The organism is Devosia nitrariae (assembly GCF_030160115.1).
Taxonomy (GTDB): domain Bacteria; phylum Pseudomonadota; class Alphaproteobacteria; order Rhizobiales; family Devosiaceae; genus Devosia; species Devosia nitrariae.
The window spans coordinates 108,375-127,058 of the sequence record NZ_BSNS01000015.1; the positions used below are offsets into that span (position 1 = coordinate 108,375).

The window sequence follows — 18,684 nt, forward strand, 5'->3', positions numbered from 1 at the left end:
TATGTGACTTGTGCGGTCGTGGTTGTGCACAGCCCGTGTGCCGCCGGCCATCACCTTTGCCCGTGGCTTATCCCCCTGATAACATTCGCCACAATCGTTCCCTAAGTGACACCAAAGTTAGACCGAGAGACTCGCCATGAACTGGATCGACAACTTCGTCCGCCCCAAGATCCGCTCGTTCCTCAATAAGCGCGAGACGCCGGAGAACCTTTGGGTCAAGGATCCCGAGTCCGGCGAGATGGTCTTTTATCGCGATCTCGAGGCCAATCAGTGGGTGGTGCCCAATTCGGGCCACCATATGAAGATCAAGGCGGTCGATCGCCTGAAGACCTTCCTGGACGACGGCGCCTACGAGACCATCGCGATCCCACCCGTCGCCCAGGACCCCCTGAAGTTCCGCGACCAGAAGCGCTATGTCGACCGCCTCAAGGAAGCGCGTACCAAGACCGGCCAGGACGACTCCGTCATCGTTGCCTTCGGCAAGCTCTATGGCCGTGACATCACCGTCTCCGTCCAGGATTTCGACTTCATGGGCGGCTCGCTCGGCATGGCCGCCGGCCAGGGCATCATCACCGCCCTCGAGACCGCCGCCAACCGCAAGACGCCGCTGGTGCTGTTCGCCGCCTCGGGCGGCGCCCGCATGCAGGAGGGTATCCTCTCCCTGATGCAGCTGCCGCGCACAACCGTCGCCGTGCTGCGCCTGCGCGAAGCGGGCCTGCCGTTCATCGTCGTCCTGACCAACCCGACGACCGGCGGCGTGACCGCCTCCTATGCCATGCTCGGCGACGTCCACATCGCCGAACCCGGCGCCCTCATCTGCTTTGCCGGGCCGCGCGTCATCGAGCAGACCATCCGCGAGAAGCTCCCCAAAGGCTTCCAGCGCTCCGAATACCTCTATGAGCACGGCATGGTCGATATGGTTGTCCACCGTCACAACCTGCGCTCGACCATCGGCTCCCTTGTCGGGCTCCTCACCAAGTCCGAGCCCATCGAGGAGCTGACGACGACTGCGCCCTCGACACGCCTTGCCATCCGTGAGGCGGCGGTCGCGGCCGAAGGCGATGCGGCCGGCGAGGACGATCTCGGCGTTCCCCCGCAGGCCGCCCACGCGGAGTAGGCGAATCGCTCAGCCATAATGCTATGAGAGCCGGTCGATAGCGTTTTCGAGGAAAAGTGGGCGCACTTTCCGGTACGAGAACGCGACGCAATGACAGACCGGAGCGTTTCCCCTTGTCCCGCACCGACGCGATATTGACGCGCCTCTTGGCGCTGCATCCCAAGCTGATCGATCTCAGCCTTGCGCGTATGGAGCGCCTGCTGGATGCCCTGGGGCGTCCGCAGGACCGGCTCCCGCCCGTCATCCATGTGGCCGGCACCAACGGCAAGGGCTCGACCGTCGCATACCTGCGCGCCTTTCTCGAGGCGGCGGGTAAGCGCGTCCACGTCTATACGTCGCCTCAGCTCGTTCATTTCAACGAACGCATCCGCCTTGCCGGTAAGCTCGTCGGCAACAGGCAGCTGAATGCCGCCCTCGAGCACTGCGAGGTGGTCAATGCCGGCGTGCCGATCACCTATTTCGAGATCACCACGGCGGCCGCCATCCATCTCTTTGCCAAAACGCCCGCCGATTACCTCCTGCTCGAGGTCGGGCTTGGCGGTCGCTACGACGCAACCAACGTGGTCGACAAGCCGCTGGGCGCCGTGATCACCCCGGTCTCGGTCGATCACATCGAATATCTGGGCTCCGACATCGGCGGCATCGCCCGCGAAAAGGCCGGCATCCTTAAAAGGGGGGCGCTCGCCGTAGTGGCGCGCCAGACCGAGGCGGGTCTCGCCGCGATCGAGGCCGAGGCCGCCAAGCTTGGCGTGACGCCTTTCCTTGCCGGACAGGATTTCGATTGCCACTTCGCCGATGGCCGCATGGTCTACCAGGATGAAGATGGGCTGCTCGACCTGCCGCCTCCCGCCCTCGCCGGGCCGCATCAGATCGACAATGCCGGCGTCGCCATAGCCGCCGCCCGCCATTTCGGTCTGCCGGTCAGTGCCGAGGAGATCGCCAGGGGCCTGCGCAGTGTCGATTGGCCGGCGCGGCTGGCGCCTATCACCGGCCGGCTGCGCGATCTCATTTCACCTGATCAGGAGCTGTGGCTCGACGGCGGGCACAACGAGGCGGGGGGCAGGGTGCTCGCCGAGGCGCTGCACGACATGCACCGGCGCAACCCGCGCCCGCTCGTCCTCATCATGGGCACCTTCGCCAACAAGGACGCCGAGGGGTACCTGAAGCATTTCACCTCGATGCCCGAAATCGTGTTCACCGTGCCCATCCCAGGAGATCGGGCTGCATGGAAACCCTCAGCGCTGGCGGCGCTGGCCCGGCGTCTGGGGTTCGCTGCGCAGCCAAAGCGCGGCATTCCCTCGGCTTTGACCGCCGCCGCCAAAGTTCCCGGCGCCCGCATCGTCATCTGCGGCGCTCTGCACCTTGCGGGCTCCGTTCTGGCCCTCGACGGTTCACCACCGCGATAGTCGCTCTGCACAGAGGACTATCGCTCTTGGCGGTTGGTCAAATCCTCTACGCAGAGGTACTCGCTGCGGAGTATTGCGCCGATCCTCATGCGTCGACGTGGGGTGAATGCTGCGGCTTGCTCGCCAAGTTACGGACATGGCATCCGACAGCTACCGCATCCCGGCTCCCGTGCATGTTGCAGGCTCGGCTTGGGTCCTCGCGTCGAAGCGCGAGGATGACATCGCGGGGGGTGTCGCTTCAGTGCTGGAGTCGCAGCAACGTCTCCACATCATCGCCCAGGCCACGTGGAATGGGCACGACCGATCTCTCCGCCGACCACCGAGGACGCACCCCCACCGCTGTCATCCTCGCGCTTCGACGCGAGGACCCAGGCGGGGTGCGCAACATGCTCGGAGGGTGCGGGCGGTAGCTGGCGCGTGCCGTGCGTAACTCGATTGGCGCCATCTCTGCGATGAGATCGGCGGAGTGTCGGGCAGTCGATCAAAATCGCGTACTCCAGCACACCGGCGCGGCCACACACCGCGTGGCTCTCCAGCCATTCGGTAAGGCCACTCGCCGGCACCATACCGGTCTTCATGTGCTCCGGCCGGGTACCCCGCAAAGCAAAACGCCGTCGGTGGAGCCGACGGCGTTTGGAGAATAAAAGTCCTGTTCCGGGGCTTTAGGCCGCGTGACTTTCCAGCCACTTGGTCAGGCCCGCCTTCGGAGTGCCAGCGCCGATCTTCATGTCGGCGGCCTCGCCGCCCTTGAAGAGGATCATGGTCGGGATCGAACGCACGCCGTACTTGACGGTGGTCGACGGGTTCTCGTCGACGTTGAGCTTGACGATCTTCACCTTGCCGGCCAGTTCCGCCGACAACTCGTCGAGAACCGGCGCGATCGCGCGGCACGGCCCGCACCACTCGGCCCAGAAATCCACAAGGACAGGTTCCTCGGAGTTCAAGACTTCCTCGCCGAAGTTGGCGTCGGAAACGTGTGTGGTCATCAGATTTGCCTTTTTGGTTGAAAAGCGGTGGTCTGTTTGTTCCAAAAGCTGGGCAGAGTCCAGTGCCGGTTCAATGCGGCTCACCCCAAGGTGAAGTCGGCCGTCCGCGCGGTCAGGAGGTCGCGAGGCAGATTCATTAACGATTCCATGGACGTCCACAAAATGGCCGCGCTGACGGTACGATCCGGGAAGAGCTGACCTGCAACCAACGCATAAAGTCCGAGCTGGGTTAGATAGTTCCCCGGCACGCTTTCCGGAGCCCCCGGTAGAGTCGCGTCGGATTTGTAGTCGACCACCAAAACACGGTTGTCGTCAACAACCAGCCGGTCGATACGACCGGCGAGCCGGACCGGTTTCCCGCCCCGCCTGAGATCGAGGAGAAACGGCACCTCCGCCCGGCTGTCGGCCTGGAAGAGATGTGCCAGATCCGGGCGCGAGAGGATTGAAATTGCTCTCTCGATGAGGCCTTTGTGCACGAATTCGTGATCGGGCAGCAACGTGACCAGCGCCTTTCCGGCAACCGCTCGCCGGCTTTCAGGCGGAACGCGCGGCAGGTGCTGCAGCAGGGCGTGGAGCGCGATGCCGGATCGACGCGCTTCCTCGGCGTCGCGCACCGCCTGTGCGGCCGTGTCGAACACCGGCGGGGGCACCGTTTCGGCAAAGGCTGAGGAAGGGCGCACCACCGGCCGATCCGCCGGCTCCGGCAGTTCGGCAAGCGTCAGCGGCGCTACGCGTGACAAAGCAATGGCAGGTGTGCCGGCCATCCGGGGCAATGCGACTTCCATCGGATAAACCAGCGCCCTTTCGCTTCCACCGGCATCCTCCTCGATGCGGGCAAATGGGCGTAGCGCCGTTTCTATGGCTTCATACCATGTGCCTTTGACCTGCCCCTTGGCGTCCTTGCCGGGGGTGAGCGCACCGGTGACGTAGAGCGCCTCCTCGGCCCTGGTCATGCCCACATAGAGCTTGCGCCAGTACTCCTGGCCGAGGTTTTTCTCGCTCTCCTCGCGCAGGGCCAGGGTTTCATCCACGTGGTCGTCCTTGGCCGACGCGTGGATGAAGAGCGGTCCTCGCTCGTCTGTCACGATCAGCACGGGCTTGGCCGTCTGGCGGCCGTTCGGCTTGGTCGCGGCGTCGGCGAGGATGACCACCGGCGCCTCCAGCCCCTTGGCGCCGTGCACCGTCATGACCCTCACGCCCCCGCCGCGCTCGGCGAGGTCCCGTTTGATCGAAACCTCCTGGCCGCGCATGGCGGCAACAAACCCGGTGAGCGAGGGTTGCGCGTGCTGCTCGTGGGCGAGCGCCAGTTCCAGGAACTCGGCAAGGACGTCGTCCACCTCGGCGCCGAGCCGCGCGTGGAAGCGCTTAAGCCCGCCTTGTGGATAGAGGATGTCGGCAAAAAAGGTGAAGGGCCGTCCGAAATCCAGCCGGCTGCGCCATTGAGAGAGCTCCCCATAGGCGGCCGCGCCCCAAAGCACCCGCGTCTCGGCCAAAGCTTGCCACAGGCTCTTTCCGCCGCGTCCGGCGGCGATGGCGAAGAGGTCGTCTTCGGAGATATCGAACAGCGGCGAGCGCAGCACCGCGGCAAGCTGCAGGTCCTCACCGGTATTGGTGAGGACGTCGGCCAGCGCCAGCAGGTCCTTGACCGCGATGTGCTCGGTCACCTGCAGCCGGTCGGCGCCCGGCGTCGGCAGGCCTTCGGCATTGAGCGCCCGGATGATCTCGTTGAAGAGCGTCGAGCGCGACTGCACCAGCACCATCACGTCGTCGGCGCTCATGGCCTCGCCGTTGGCGAGCCTGCGCCCGCCATCGATCCAGCCGCGGATCTCGCGGGCAATGCGGCTAGCCACTTGCCTCGGTGCGCTCTGCTCGGCCGTCTCCACGGGCTTGAGCGGCCATTCGTCCGTCGGCACGGCCGGTCGCACCTGCTGCAGCGGCGGCCAGAGCGTGACCATGCCGCCCGCCTCCGTACGGGCGGTGTCGTGATGCACCTTCTGCTCGGCGAGCAGCGCGTTCTGGATGTCCTCCCGCGCGCAGACGAGGTCGACGGCATCCAGGATCGGCCGGAGCGTGCGGAAGCTGGTGTGGAGCTCGATGTGGGTGAAGCTCTTTTGTGCGGCCAGCGCCCGTCGGCCGTAGCCGCGTCCGGCCTCAACGAACAGGCGCGGCTCGGCGCCCTGGAATGAGTAGATCGACTGCTTCGGATCGCCGACCGAAAAGAGCGTGCGTGGGCGGGCGACCTGCCCCTCGCCCACGAAGAATTCCCGCGTCAGCGCCTCGACCACCCGCCATTGCTCAGGGTTTGTGTCCTGGCTTTCGTCGACGAGGATATGATGGATGCCTGCATCGAGCTTGTATTGCACCCAGAGCTGGTATCGTCCGTCTTCGAGGAGCGCGGCCAGCTTTTCGATGAGGTCGTCGAAGTCGAGCAGAGCGCGGGCCCGCTTGATGGCCTCGTAACGCCCGGTGATTGCCGCCAATACGTCGAGCAGAGCGTCCGAGCGTTCGACGAGGCAGGCGGTCCTGCGCTCGGCGCAGAGCGCGGCGAGCCGGTTCGCCTCGACGAGCGCGAGGTCGGCCATTGCCCGGTCGGCCGCCTGGAACGCCTTGCTCGGGAACCGGGCCCGTACTGTAAAGTCAGCGGTAAGAAACGCACTCAGCCACCCGCCAAGCGAAGGCGCGTGGCGGTCGAGGCCGGCGAGCGCGTCTTCGAAACGGTTGCCGCCACGTTTTGGAGGGCAGCTGTCGAGGATGCGCGCGATCTCGTCACTGCCGATCAGCCGGCCGGCAAGCATCTCGGCTTCGATCTCGGCCGAGCTGCGGCCGGCGAACCGCACGCGGCGTCTAAGATTCACCTTGGCGCCCGCCCGGTTGGCGAGCACAGCCTTGAGTCGGCGTCCTTCCGCCAATGCCGTGTCGATCGCCTCGCCGATCGAAAAATCGCTCATCAGGCCGAACAGCGTCTCGACCGCTTCCGAACCCTCGTCTCCACGCAGGCCTCCGGCGAGCACCGCCTCGCGCGCTGCGCCCACCATCTGGACCCGTTCCACATCCTCGACGACGGTAAAGCCGAACGGCACGCCCGCCTCCAGCGGAAACCGGTGCAAAACGCTCTCGCAGAAGGCGTGGATGGTGACGATCTTGAGGCCCCCGGGGGTCTCCAGCGCCCGGGCGAAGAGAGTGCGTGCCCGCGCCCGCAGTGACGCGGTGACCAGTTGACCGAAGGCCTCGAGATGCCTGTCGAGCTCGACATCGGGCAGGATCGCCCATTCCCCCAGCACCCGCGCCACGCGGTTGCGCATTTCGGCCGCCGCCGCCTTGGTGTAGGTGAGGCAGAGGATGGCCTCCGGCGCGACGTCCGCCAGCAGGAGCCGCAGCACGCGCTGTGTCAGGACGTGCGTCTTGCCCGAACCGGCATTGGCCGACACCCAGGCGGACCACTCCGGATGCGCCGCTCTGGCCTGGTTGGCGATGGTGTCGGTCGGCACCTGGAGCGATCGGCTCATATCACGTCGTCCCCTTGTGCCAGGCTCCACTCGGCCACCCGCGCCAAATGGTCGTAGGCACCGGCATAGCGCTGGTTCTCGACCGGCCGGATCTGCGCGGCCATCGGCGTGGCGCCATAGAGGAATTCATCGACATGACGATTCATCCGCCGCACCGCCTCGTCGGCCGCTCCCTCGAGTGTCCACCCCTCAGCGAGGGCGAACTCCCTGGGCAGGAAAGCCTCGGGGCCGAGGCTGACCTTGATGTAGGTCAAGGCGCTGGCGTGTGCCGGAGCGATGCCCTCCATGGCGCCCGCCCCGCTCATGGCCGCTTCGAGCAGCAGCTGTGGAGCATCGAAGGTGCGCATGTCGACCGGTTCCGGAACGCCGCCGGTCTTGAAGTCGATGATTTCGAGCGTGCCGTCGGCCATGACGTCGATGCGGTCGGCTCGGCCGGCGAGGGTAAAGGGCTCCGCGTGCGCCAGCGTCCATTGGCCACGCACCTCGGCGTGGCGCTGCGCGATTTGCTCCTTCCGGGCGCGCTCGAAGTCGATGAACTGCGCGGCCGCCCGGTGGAAGCGCCTGAGCCAGATGTCGCGCCGATCGGCGATGGCCTCGAGCCCGGCAAAGGCGTCCGCCGCCATGCGCTCGAGCGTCTCCAGCGCGTCGGGCGCCGCCGGGTCGTGACCTTCAGCCACGAAGTCGCCGAAGATCTTGTGGATCAGCGTTCCCCGCTCGCGCGGGCCGGGATCCTCGCCCAGCCGGTCGACCTCGGAAAGCCTGAGGACGTGCTTGGCGTAAATATCGTAGGGCGAGCGCATGAGCGTCTCGATCTCGGTGACCGAGAGCTTGCGCGGCCGCAGTTCTACAGGCGGATTGGGTGCCGGGATCGGCGCGGGCCGGGTCCGTCCTGCTGCGTCGAGCCGGCGGGCCAAGTCGAGCCACTGGCCTCCGCGCGTGTGCAGCATTGCTGCGCAGTCCGCACCGACGAACGCTTCGAGCCGCTGCACGAGCCGCGAGGCAACGGCCGGACTGGTGCCCAGACGTTGGGAAAAGGCGAGGATGACGTCGTGATTGCCGAGCGCCATCTCGAAATCGTGCGCGGCAAGTCCCGTCTTGCGCTCGGGCGGCTCGAGGCCGGCGGCGAGCCGCATGCCGCGGCTGAGCCACGGACCGGGGTCCGCAGGTTCGGGCCATTTGTCCTCGTTGAGGCTGGCCAGGATCATGATGTCCGGGCTCTGCAGCCGCGCCTCGAGCTGGCCCCAGATGGCGATGTCGGCGCGCCGCGGGATCGCGTTGCGCACCTCGACGCCCCGCATCAGGGCAAAGAGCACGCCGTCGAGGTCGCGCGGCGCGAACTCCGGCCCCTCGCCCACGTGCCGGACGAGTTCGTCGGCCCACTGGCGCAGCTCCGTTGCCCCAGGCAGGTCTGCGTCCGTCCCGGCGACGGCGTCGAACGCAGCGATCAGCGCATGGGCGAAGGCGCTCGCATCCGTCCGCGTTTGCTCGGCCAGCGTTCGCAACCGGCTGCAGGCATCCTCGAGACGTGCAAAGAGTGCGGCGGCGTCGGTCTTCGCATCCGCGTCGAGCCGCACGTCCTCGGCTTCGAGGAGCGCCAGCAATCCCGCGATCCCCGGCCTCGGTCGCCGTCCGCGCAGGAGCCCGAGGTCGATCCGCTCGGCGAGCCTGCCGACCCCGGCCCGCTCCATGCTGAGCCGCGCCGACGGATTGCGCAGGAGCGCCATCAGGTCGACAGGAGCGAAGTCGCTTTCAATGAGTGCCAGGATCTGCCGGACGAGCCGGCCGGCTGGCGAGTGGAAGAGCGGCTCGCCAGCCGCATCGTCGACCGTAACACCGAAGCGCCTGAGCTCGGCCGCAATGCGGCGGGCAAGGATTTGGTCGGGCGTGACGATGCCGACGCTCTTGCGGCGTTCCAGCCCATCACGGGCCGCGAGCGCCACGGCGCGCGCCTCCTCGTCCTCGGTGCGCGCCGCGATGATCGACATTCCCTGTGTTGCCTCAGACAGTGCCTGGGGCGGCAGGCGGTTGTCGGCCCAGAGCGCGGTCGTCTCGGTCAGCGCCAGGGTGTGCCGCACCATGACCGTGCGCGGGACGTTCGGCTCGCCGGCCAGCTCCACCACGTCGCCGATGCCGGCATCGAGCCGGCGCAGAAGCTTGGCAAGTCCGTATTGCGGATGCCCGTGCGGGTTGCGGCGCTCGTCGAGGAGCGCTGCGTGGTCGCGCTCACCAAGGCTGGTGTCGAACCCGGGCAGCACCAGCGCGCCCCGAGGCAGCGATTCGACGGCTGCCAGCAACGCTGCCGTAGCCGGGATGGAGCCTGTCGAGCCTGCCGCGATCACCGGCCGCTCCCCGAACATCAGCGGCGCCGTCTGCGCCTGCCGGGCGAGCCGCTCGTTGCGCAAGACGAAGGTGTCCGCCTTGCCGCGTTCGGCCAGCACCTCCGGCCAATGGTCAAGCGCGATCTTGAGGAAGGCGAGCGTCTGCTGCCAGTTTTCCGCCAGTTCGTCCGGCACGATGCGCTCGAGATCGGCGGCGCTGCGTCCCTCGGCCGCCAGGTCGTCGAGCAGATCGCCGAGCGATTCGGCGAGCGAGAGGATCTCGGCGGGGCCGGGCCGGTCGGCGAACGCCGCCTGCCCGGACGGCGTCGCCGCCCACGCCCCCACCAGCCGCGCGAGCGTCAAGCGCCGTTCCAGCGCCGAAACCGCCGGCGGGAGTGCCGAGGCGTCGAAGGGCGGCAGGAACGGCTCCTCGTCGGCCGTCTCCCCGCCGAAGGTTCGGATATCGGGCAGGAGGATCTGCCCGCGTCTGACGAAGGCATCGGCAAGCGCCAGCCGCGCCCGGCGAGTCGGCAGGATGATGGTGATGTCGGCCAGCCAGAACGGTCCGCTCTGCGGCCAGTCGCCGATCAGCGTCCCGTCCAGCACGCGCTCGGCGAGGATGTCGAGAAAGCGGGCATGGGGGGCGATGCTGTAGATGCGCCGGGTCACGCCACCGCCTCTTCGGCCGCTGCCAACGCCTCGAGGTCGCCAACGTGATACCAGGGCGCATCGAGTGGCGCGCCTGCAAGCCGCCCGCATTCGAGGGCCCGCTCAAACAGGGTGTACAGTGAAAACGGGCCCTGCGGAGCGGTCTCGAACAGGCGCCGCTCGACAAGCGCCGCTCCCGCGTAGATGACCGGTAGCCCGCTGTCGTAGGTTACCTGCCCTGTCGGCGCGAGACAGAAATCATGACTGCGGGCGATCCCCATGGTGCGTATGGGATGGACGCAGAGCAGGCTGATATCGGCGGCCAGCGCTCCATGTCGCTCGATGAGCCGCGTCAGCGGTCTGTCGGCGCCGAGCGGCCAGAAGGCATCGGTGTTCATGACGAGGATCGGATCGCCTGAAAGATGCGCAAGGCCGTTGCGTACCCCGCCGCCCGTGCCCAGCAGCTCCCGCTCGACCAGCACGGAGAAATCGGGGTGGCCGGCGAAATGCGCAACGATCTGGTCGCTGAGGTGATGGGCGTTGACCGCAAAGCGCGTCGCGCCCTCGGCCCGGGCATTGGCAATGACGCGGTCGATGAGCGCGATACCGCGGATCGGGATCAACGGCTTGGGGCGCTCATGCGTCAACGGCTGCATGCGGCTGCCGTATCCGGCAGCCAGCAGCATGACATCGGGGAATCGCTCGATATCGCTCATGGAGCGATATGAGCGGTGGCGGACTGGCCTGTCTACAGCATCGGACCGAAAAGTGGATGCCGCTTTTCGGGCGAATCCGATGCGACGACTGAGGGCTGGAGCGCGCGATTTGATTCAGTCAAATCGCATCGCGCTCTACACCGGCGTCAGGCCGCCTGCACGATCTCGACCAGTTCGACGTCGAAGACCAGGTCCTTGCCGGCCAGCGGATGATTGGCGTCGAGCTGGACGGTTGCCGCATCGACCCCGACGACCGTCAGCGGCACGACGCGACCATCTTGAGTGCGCGCCTGCAGCTGCGTGCCGAGGGCAAGGTCGATATTGGCCGGCACGCTGGCGCGGTCGACGGTCTGTATAGCTTCAGGGCGATGGGGGCCGTAAGCGGCCTCTGAAGGGATGGTCACGGTGTTCTTCTCGCCCACCTCCATGCCGTTGAGGTGGTCCTCGAGCCCGCGGATGACCTCGCCGGCGCCAAGCGTAACCTGCAGTGGTTCGCGCCCCTGCGATGTATCGAACTCGGTGCCGTCCGTTAGTCGTCCGGTATAGTTGATGCGCACGGTATCGCCCGTCTTGGCCTGTGTCATGGCTGTCGTCCTTTGGATTGTGTTGGGGACAATGGGGTCGGCCGTTGGCTCTCGACCCTGTCCATGTTCATCCACGCGGCAAGCGCGTAGCGCGAAACATCATTTTAGGCCTTGAGCCCTCGGTGTAAACCGCCTGATTGTTCGAGGGTTCCGTCCTGCGCTTGCGGCCTCGGTCTTCACAGGGGCCCAAGAGGTGGCTAACCAGTAGGGATAGCTGAGAACCGGACCGCGAGACAGCATGCCTCAGATAGTCGCCGCAACCACCTTTGTTAGCCGCCTTCTGGGTGGCCTGTTGTTGACGATGGTCATGGCCGGGTCGCCCGGTGCCCTGGCCCAGGATCCGTTCGGATTGACGGGCGGAACTGCGCAGGAAACGTCCGCCCCTGCCGCTACCCCGCTCGAAACTCTGATCGAGGTGCTCAAGGACGATGCCGCCCGCCAGGCGCTGATCGAGGAGCTGGAGACGCGCGCGGCAGGTGCTGCCGGCACGGATACCGCGGCAGGCGAGCAAGCCGGTGCATCCGATATTTCCGGGGAAGCCGCTACGATCGGCGGCGAGATCGCCCAATTCACCCAGCAGGCCTCCGAGTCGGCGGCCGAGACCGTCGACGAGGTCTGGCGACAGGTCCGCCGCATTCCCGCCATTTTCAGCGCCTTCGGCGCGGCGGACTACAGGGCGATCGGCTGGATCGTCCTCGATCTGCTCGCTGTCGTCGTCATCACCTACGGCACCTATTTCGCCATCCGCTTCCTTACCGAACGATTCCGCCGCCTCGCCGACCTGCGCGCGGTCGCCGCTGGCCGAGGGGCGGTGCTGCTGGCCGCCTTCGTCATCCTTATTTCCAATCTCGCCATCGTATTGGCGGCGTGGGCCGCCGGATACGTCGTCACCCTCTCGCTGGTGGGCAATGCCGGAGAGGTGGCGTTCCACCACTCCCTGTTCCTCAACGCGTTCCTTATCGTCGAGGTCGTGCAAGCGGGTGCCCGCGCGGTCCTGGCGCCCCGCCGCCCGGACCTGCGGCTGCTGCGGGTCCCCGACGAGGATGCCTGGATGCTGACCGGCTGGCTGCGATGGGCGACGTCGATCTTCGCCTTCGGGCAGTTTCTGCTCGTGCCGGTCTTTGCCCGGTTCGTGTCCTTTACCGCCGCCCAGGCCCTGTCGGTGCTGATCTACGTCGCCGTCCTGGCGATGGCGATCAATCTGGTGCTGCGGCTGCGCCAGACGGTCGCGGACTGGCTGACTGGCTTGACGAGCAAGGACCCCGGCGGCGTGCTGCACTTTTCCGCTCGCTACTGGCACGTACCGGTATTGATCTATCTCATCGTGCTCTTTGCGGTGGTTATCGTCTGGCCGCAGGGAGTGCTGGTTTCCATGCTGAGCGCGACCCTCAAGATCATCCTCGCAATGGTTCTTGGCGCCATAGCCGCCGGCATTCTGGCGCGGGTGATCATGACCGGCGTCAGGCTTCCACCCAACATCAACACCCGCATTCCCTTGCTCGAGCGGCGCCTCAATGCCTTCGTGCCGAGGGCGCTGACGGTATTGCGGATCCTCGTCTTCATGCTGGTCGTCGCCATCACCCTCGATACCATCGGGCTCTTCAGCATTTCCGGCTGGCTCTCCTCCGAATTCGGCACCCGCTTGGCCGCTTCGCTGCTGACCCTGGCTTTCATATTCAGTGTCGCTTTCTTTGCCTGGCTGGCGCTGACCTCCTGGGTCGACTACCGGCTGCTGCCTGCCAACGGTGCGGTCAAGTCGCGTGAACGCACCCTGCTGGTCCTTGCGCGCAATGCGGCGACCATCGCCATCATTGTCTTCACGCTGATGTTCACGCTCTCCGAGATCGGCCTCGACATCGCTCCGCTCCTCGCTTCGGCGGGCATCATCGGCCTCGCCGTCGGCTTCGGCGCCCAGAAGGCGGTACAGGACATCATCACCGGCATCTTCATTCAACTGGAAGGTGCTATCGACGTCGGTGACGTCGTCACTATCGGCGGCATCTCGGGCAGCGTCGAGCGTCTGACCATCCGTTCGGCGGGATTGCGCGACGTCAACGGCATCTACCACATCGTCCCGTTCTCTTCGGTCGACACCGTCTCAAATTTCATGCGCGGTTTCGCGTTTGCCTTGGCCGACATCGGCGTCGCCTACCGCGAGAATCTCGACGAGGTGAAGCAGGCCATGCTCGATGCCTATGAGGAACTGAAAAAGAACGAGACGGTCGCTGACGACCTCGTCGAGCCCGAGCTCGAATGGATGGGCATCGACAAGTTCGCCGACAGCGCCATGATCGTGCGCGCCCGCATCAAGACCCTCCCTGGGCGCCAATGGGCGGTCAATCGGGCCTACAATGCCGAGATCAAGACGATCTTCGACGCGCGCGGCATAGAGATCCCGTTCCCGCACCAGACCGTCTATTTCGGAGAGGACAAATCCGGCAACGCTCCGCCCATGCACATGGTCAGCGTCATCAAGCGCTCGCATACCGCCGATGATGAGCGCCGTGCGCCCGCTTCGCCACCCAAGGCCGAAACCGTCGAACCGGAAATCGCTGCGCCGCCTCGCCCGGCCGAGCCCTCTCCTCCCGAAGTTCCCGATGCCGACGATTTCACTCCCCCCGACGATCGCTAGAGCAACGTGCGAAAAGAGCCTGTCGCGGACGTGATCCGGCACGGGCACCGGCTGTTCGCAAAGAACGTTGCGAAAGCAATGAACTAGAGCCGACGCACTGGCTCCATCGGAGCGCACGATGCCCTAGCTCGCATCGACCTGGTGCAACCCCGCCTTGTCCGGGAAACGCTGGCAAGCCGGCGCGAACCGGCCTATATCGATGTCATGATCATCGATGACAGCGACATTGCCCTGAAGCCTTTCGAGGCCGTCATCTTCGACATGGACGGCACCATTCTCGATACCGAAAGCGTTTTCCGCACCATCGTCTTCGAAGTCTGCGAAGAACTCGGCTTCGAAATGACCGACAACGTGCATCTGTCGATGGTGGGGTCCAGCCACGAAAAGACCAACCAGCTTCTGATCGAAGCTTATGGGGTGAGCTTTCCCTATGCGCTGTTCGACGAGAAATGCCGGTTCAGCATGCGCAATCGCATACATGATGTGCCGGTCAAGGCCGGAGCGCGCGAGATCCTCTCCGAGCTGCGCGAGCGCGGCATTCCCACGGCCGTCGCCACCTCCTCGCGCCGTGCCCATGTCGACCTGCACCTGACCAAGGCCGGGCTGATCGGCATGTTCGACGCCATCGTCACCCGCGACGACGTCATCAATCCGAAGCCCAATCCCGAGCCCTACCTCACGGCCGCGGCCCGGCTCGGCATCGAACCGGTCGAGTGCCTGGCGCTCGAGGATAGCTATTCGGGCGTGCGTGCAGCGCATGCTGCCGGCATGCAGACGGTGATGGTGCCCGACCTCGTGCATCCGAGCGAAGAAATCCGCGCCCTCGGCATCGCCATAATGGAGAGTCTCCATCACGTACGCCGGGCCGCCTTCCCCGTGCGGTAGCGCAAACGCACCGCCCGTTTTGCGTAAACTTTTAGCGGTTGGCTTAAGTCCCGCTTTGCCCTGACCCAAATCATTGCAATTCAAGGGTTTTCAGCTCCACACGCGGCTGTTAACCGTGTTTTAAGCTGCTAACGGTTATGGTTAACCGCTGGTAAATTTTGTGTTTCTTTGCGCGCCGGCCTCGGCTAGGGTGCTCACCGCTAGAGCGGGATGCGAAAACGTGGGTACCGGTTTTTCGCGAACAATCCCGCGACAACGAAGTTAGAGCGCGATCGCGCTCCAAGTGACTATCGGAATGCTTGAGGGCATTCCTGCGCGATTTCCGCACGAGACGCCTGTGCGGGGCCATCGCGCCTCTGGGGTAACCGGGGCTCGGCCGATCGGCCGGGGCTGTTGGGGAAGGACGGGGCATTGACGCCAAACAGGGTCGCTATCGGCATGCGCGCCGCCATGCACGCGTTTGCGGCTGCCGCTGTGGCTTTCCTCGTTGCAATTCCTGGCGCCGCGTCTGCGCAGACCCTCGAAGTCTTCCCGCTGGATGCCCCTCAATCCGTGGCTGAGCTGCGTTCACAGCCGGCGCTGGGTGCATCCGTCCTGCAGCCGGAGCTTGGCCAGCGGGTGCTGACCCCGCAATTGCTTGCCAACTACGTCGAGCGGCAGACGGCGCTTCATGCTTTCAACGGCTTCAGACCAGGCGGTGCGGGCGAGCTGACCGAAGAGGTCCTGCTGGGCTACATCGCCCGCAACTCGCACGGCAACGGCGCGCTCGACGCCATCGCCGCCGTCACCGATGCTGCACCGCAGCCGGGCCTCACCGCCAGCGTTCTCGAGCAATATATCCGGGACGGATATCTCCCCACGAGCCGGCGCGTCGAGATCGCCTCCACTGAGCGCGATTGCCTCGCTCAGGCGATCTATCACGAGGCACGCGGTGAATCGGCGGAGGGACAACTCGCGGTTGCCAACATCATCGTCAACCGGGCCGTCTCCCGCCGCTATCCGTCGAGCCTGTGTGGTGTCGTCTACCAGAACGCCGACAAGGGGCGCTATCGCTGCCAGTTCACTTTCGCCTGCGACGGCCGTGCCGATACGCCGACCGAGCGCCGCGCCTGGGCGCGCTCGCAGAGCCTCGCCGAGAAGGTCTACGCCCGCTACGCCCAGGGTAAATCGCTCGGCATGCTGCCTAAATCGGCGCTCTTCTACCACACGACCAATGTGCGCCCGAACTGGGCCTATACCTATAGCCGCGTCGCCCAGATCGGCGCCCACATCTTCTACGCGCCCAACTGAGTCTCTGCCGGGATCGGCTATTCAGCTGCCTGGGCGAGCCGCGGCCCTGCCGTGGCACTGGCGTGCGGACCGAACTTGCGGAAGTTCTGCTGGAAGAGCTCCGCCAGCCGCTCGGCCGCTTCGTCATAGGCGTCCTGGCTCTCCCAGGTGCGACGCGGATCGAGCAGGGTCGCATTGATGCCATCGACGGCCAGCGGCACGGCAAACCCAAAGCGTTCGTCCTGGCGTGTGGCGGCGCCGTCGAGCTCGCCGCTGAGCGCGGCTGAGAGCAGCCGCCGTGTCGAGGCGATATCGATGCGCTTGCCCACTCCGTATCCGCCGCCGGTCCAGCCGGTGTTGATCAGCCATGCCTGGGCGCCGCTCTCTTCGAGCCGCTGCGCCAGCATCTCGCCATAGACGCGCGGATGCAGCGGCATGAACGGCGCACCGAAGCAGGCCGAGAATGTCGCCTGCGGCTCGGTAACGCCCCGCTCGGTGCCGGCGACCTTTGCCGTATAGCCCGAGAGGAAATGATAGACTGCCTGCTCGGAACTCAGTCGCGCGATGGGCGGCAACACCCCGAAGGCATCGGCGGTCAGGAACACGACCGTTTTCGGGATGCCGCCGACACCGCCCTTTGCGACAGACGGCAGGACCCTCAACGGATAAGCGGCGCGGGTGTTCTCGGTCAGCGACACGTCGTTGAAATCGGGCGTCTTGCTCGCGGGATCGAGCACGACGTTCTCGAGCACCGTGCCGAAGCGCTTGGTCGCCGCATGGATTTCCGGCTCGGCCGTGGCGCTGAGGCGCACGGTCTTGGCATAGCACCCGCCCTCGAGGTTGAAGACGCCGGTGCGGCTCCAGCCATGCTCGTCGTCGCCGATCAACGGCCGCGCCGGATCGTTGGAGAGCGTCGTCTTGCCGGTGCCAGAGAGCCCGAAGAAGAGCGCCGTGTCCCCCGCGGGGCCGACATTGGCCGAGCAGTGCATCGGCAGCACGTCATTGAGCGGCGCATGGAAATTAAACAGCGAGAACACCGATTTCTTGATCTCGCCCGCATAGAGCGTGCCGGCGATGACGACGACGTTGCCGCTCATGTCGAGCGCAATCACCGTTTCCCCGCGGGTGCCGTGGCGAGCGGGGTTTGCCTTGAAGCCCGGTGCATGGATAACGGTGACTTCGCCAGCGTCCTGGCCGCGCGCCAGCTCATCGGGCCGGATCAGCAGGTTGCGGATGAAAAGCGCATGCCAGGCGCTCTCGGTGATCACCGTCACCGCATACTGGTTGTCGGGGTCCGCCCCCGCCAGGAGGTCCTGGCGGTAAAGCCGCCGTCCGGCCAGGGAATTGGCGGCATCCTCGACCAGCAGGTCGAACTGCGCCGGTTCGATTGCCGCGCAATTGTCCCACCAGACGCGGGAGGCGGTGAGACCATCGCGCACGATGAACTTGTCCTTGGGCGAACGGCCGGTGAAGGCGCCGGTCGTAACGCTGAGTGCTCCATCGGCCGTCAGTTCGCCGGCGCCCGCGCGGATCGCCTCGGCAACCAGCACGGGTTCGCTGGCGTCACGACTGACGCTCGCCGCTTTGAGCTCCAGGCGCTGTCTCAGGCTGTCGTGGTCGAATGCACGCATCGTTTACTCCCGCTCCGGCGCCGCACCGCGCCTCGTTTCGCGGGGCAAGTTACCGTTCAGGCCAGCCGAGCAGCCATCCCGAAATCGGTCTTAAGACGGAAGTCGCATGAAGGTTGAACGCTTGGCCGAGACTGCGGCGTGGCAGCGCATGCACTTGGCCATGCCTTATTTAGCGCGTATTTGTGACTTGGAAACGCGTTCCTGAAAGAATTCTGCCGTCCCAAGTCGGCGGATCTGCAGCGTTCAACGACAAGAAAGGCTGGAATTGATGCCAAAGATCGCGCTGGTGGACGACGACCGCAATATCCTGACCTCGGTGTCCCTGACGCTCGAGGCCGAAGGCTATCAAGTGGCCACTTATACCGATGGCGCATCCGGACTCGAGGGGCTGACCAACGACAAGCCCGACCTTGCCATTCTCGATATCAAGATGCCCCGCATGGACGGCATGGAGCTTCTGCGGCGCTTGCGGCAGAAGTCCGACGTGCCGGTGATCTTCCTCACCTCCAAGGACGAGGAGATCGACGAGCTGTTCGGCCTGAAGATGGGTGCCGACGACTTCATCACCAAGCCGTTCTCCCAGCGCCTGCTGGTCGAGCGGGTCAAGGCGATCCTGCGCCGCTCGGCCCCGCGCGATCCGTCCTCGACGACCGGCACGGGTCCCGATTCGCCCCCGGGCAAGGCGCTCATCGAGCGCGGCGCCCTGGTCATGGACGAAGAGCGCCACACCTGCACCTGGAAGGGGCAGCGCGTGACACTGACCGTCACCGAATTCCTCATCCTCCAGGCTCTCGCCCTGCGGCCCGGGGTGGTCAAATCGCGCAACGCGCTCATGGACGCCGCCTATGACGACCAGGTCTATGTCGATGACCGCACCATCGACAGCCACATCAAGCGGTTGCGCAAGAAGTTCAAAGCCGTGGACGACGATTTCGAGATGATCGAGACGCTCTACGGGGTTGGCTACCGCTTCAAGGAGCAGTAAG

Annotated in this window: 12 protein-coding genes; 6 read left to right on the forward strand and 6 right to left on the reverse strand. The window is 65.7% G+C overall.

Annotated elements, in window-relative coordinates; translation table 11 throughout:
* Positions 1-136: 136 nt before the first annotated feature.
* Both accD and QQK18_RS16410 read left to right on the forward strand, forming a co-directional pair.
* Positions 137-1,117 (forward strand): acetyl-CoA carboxylase, carboxyltransferase subunit beta, encoded by a 981-nt coding sequence (gene accD, locus QQK18_RS16405; protein WP_284341440.1) that lies wholly within the window; start codon positions 137-139, stop codon positions 1,115-1,117.
* A 113-nt stretch (positions 1,118-1,230) separates the two neighbouring features.
* Positions 1,231-2,523: a bifunctional folylpolyglutamate synthase/dihydrofolate synthase gene (locus tag QQK18_RS16410; RefSeq protein ID WP_284341441.1), complete on the forward strand. Its 1,293-nt coding sequence runs from the start codon at positions 1,231-1,233 to the stop codon at positions 2,521-2,523.
* A 662-nt stretch (positions 2,524-3,185) separates the two neighbouring features.
* Here the strand turns inward: QQK18_RS16410 and trxA are convergent.
* The 5 genes from trxA to QQK18_RS16435 form a co-directional block, all read right to left on the reverse strand.
* Positions 3,186-3,512: a thioredoxin gene (gene trxA, locus QQK18_RS16415; RefSeq protein ID WP_379996494.1), complete on the reverse strand. Its 327-nt coding sequence runs from the start codon at positions 3,510-3,512 to the stop codon at positions 3,186-3,188.
* A 77-nt stretch (positions 3,513-3,589) separates the two neighbouring features.
* Positions 3,590-7,015 (reverse strand): double-strand break repair helicase AddA, encoded by a 3,426-nt coding sequence (gene addA / locus QQK18_RS16420; protein ID WP_284341443.1) that lies wholly within the window; start codon positions 7,013-7,015, stop codon positions 3,590-3,592.
* Positions 7,012-10,002, reverse strand: a complete 2,991-nt coding sequence (gene addB / locus QQK18_RS16425) for a double-strand break repair protein AddB (protein WP_284341444.1) — start codon at positions 10,000-10,002, stop codon at positions 7,012-7,014. Before addB ends, addA begins: the two co-directional genes overlap by 4 nt.
* Complete coding sequence (locus tag QQK18_RS16430) at positions 9,999-10,697, reverse strand: nucleotidyltransferase family protein (RefSeq protein ID WP_284341445.1); 699 nt, start codon at positions 10,695-10,697, stop codon at positions 9,999-10,001. The genes addB and QQK18_RS16430 overlap by 4 nt, the downstream gene beginning before the upstream one ends.
* Before the next feature lie 146 nt (positions 10,698-10,843).
* Positions 10,844-11,281, reverse strand: a complete 438-nt coding sequence (locus QQK18_RS16435; RefSeq protein WP_284341446.1) for an FKBP-type peptidyl-prolyl cis-trans isomerase — start codon at positions 11,279-11,281, stop codon at positions 10,844-10,846.
* A gap of 238 nt (positions 11,282-11,519) precedes the next feature.
* Here QQK18_RS16435 and QQK18_RS16440 point away from each other — a divergent pair, with 238 nt between their 5' ends.
* From QQK18_RS16440 to QQK18_RS16450, 3 genes are all read left to right on the forward strand, one after another.
* Entirely contained in the window at positions 11,520-13,913 is a 2,394-nt protein-coding gene (locus QQK18_RS16440; RefSeq protein WP_284341447.1) for a mechanosensitive ion channel domain-containing protein, read from the forward strand.
* Positions 13,914-14,054: 141 nt separating this feature from the next.
* A complete protein-coding gene (locus tag QQK18_RS16445; RefSeq protein WP_284341448.1) occupies positions 14,055-14,798 on the forward strand; it encodes an HAD family hydrolase in 744 nt (247 codons plus the stop codon).
* Positions 14,799-15,209: 411 nt separating this feature from the next.
* Positions 15,210-16,088: a cell wall hydrolase gene (locus QQK18_RS16450; RefSeq protein ID WP_284341449.1), complete on the forward strand. Its 879-nt coding sequence runs from the start codon at positions 15,210-15,212 to the stop codon at positions 16,086-16,088.
* A 17-nt stretch (positions 16,089-16,105) separates the two neighbouring features.
* Here QQK18_RS16450 and pckA read toward each other — a convergent pair whose 3' ends face one another.
* Positions 16,106-17,698: a phosphoenolpyruvate carboxykinase (ATP) gene (gene pckA, locus QQK18_RS16455; protein ID WP_284341450.1), complete on the reverse strand. Its 1,593-nt coding sequence runs from the start codon at positions 17,696-17,698 to the stop codon at positions 16,106-16,108.
* A gap of 268 nt (positions 17,699-17,966) precedes the next feature.
* Between pckA and QQK18_RS16460 the strand changes: the two genes are divergently transcribed.
* Complete coding sequence (locus tag QQK18_RS16460) at positions 17,967-18,683, forward strand: response regulator transcription factor (protein WP_284341451.1); 717 nt, start codon at positions 17,967-17,969, stop codon at positions 18,681-18,683.
* Position 18,684: the final 1 nt, after the last annotated feature.

Bases quoted from the DNA above. Each gene is read 5' to 3' on its own strand.
- pckA (WP_284341450.1), bottom strand. From the start codon at position 17,698: ATGCGTGCATTCGACCACGACAGCCTGAGACAGCGCCTGGAGCTCAAA.
- QQK18_RS16440 (WP_284341447.1), top strand. From the start codon at position 11,520: ATGCCTCAGATAGTCGCCGCAACCACCTTTGTTAGCCGCCTTCTGGGT.
- QQK18_RS16435 (WP_284341446.1), bottom strand. From the start codon at position 11,281: ATGACACAGGCCAAGACGGGCGATACCGTGCGCATCAACTATACCGGA.
- addA (WP_284341443.1), bottom strand. From the start codon at position 7,015: ATGAGCCGATCGCTCCAGGTGCCGACCGACACCATCGCCAACCAGGCC.
- QQK18_RS16430 (WP_284341445.1), bottom strand. From the start codon at position 10,697: ATGAGCGATATCGAGCGATTCCCCGATGTCATGCTGCTGGCTGCCGGA.
- accD (WP_284341440.1), top strand. From the start codon at position 137: ATGAACTGGATCGACAACTTCGTCCGCCCCAAGATCCGCTCGTTCCTC.
- QQK18_RS16460 (WP_284341451.1), top strand. From the start codon at position 17,967: ATGCCAAAGATCGCGCTGGTGGACGACGACCGCAATATCCTGACCTCG.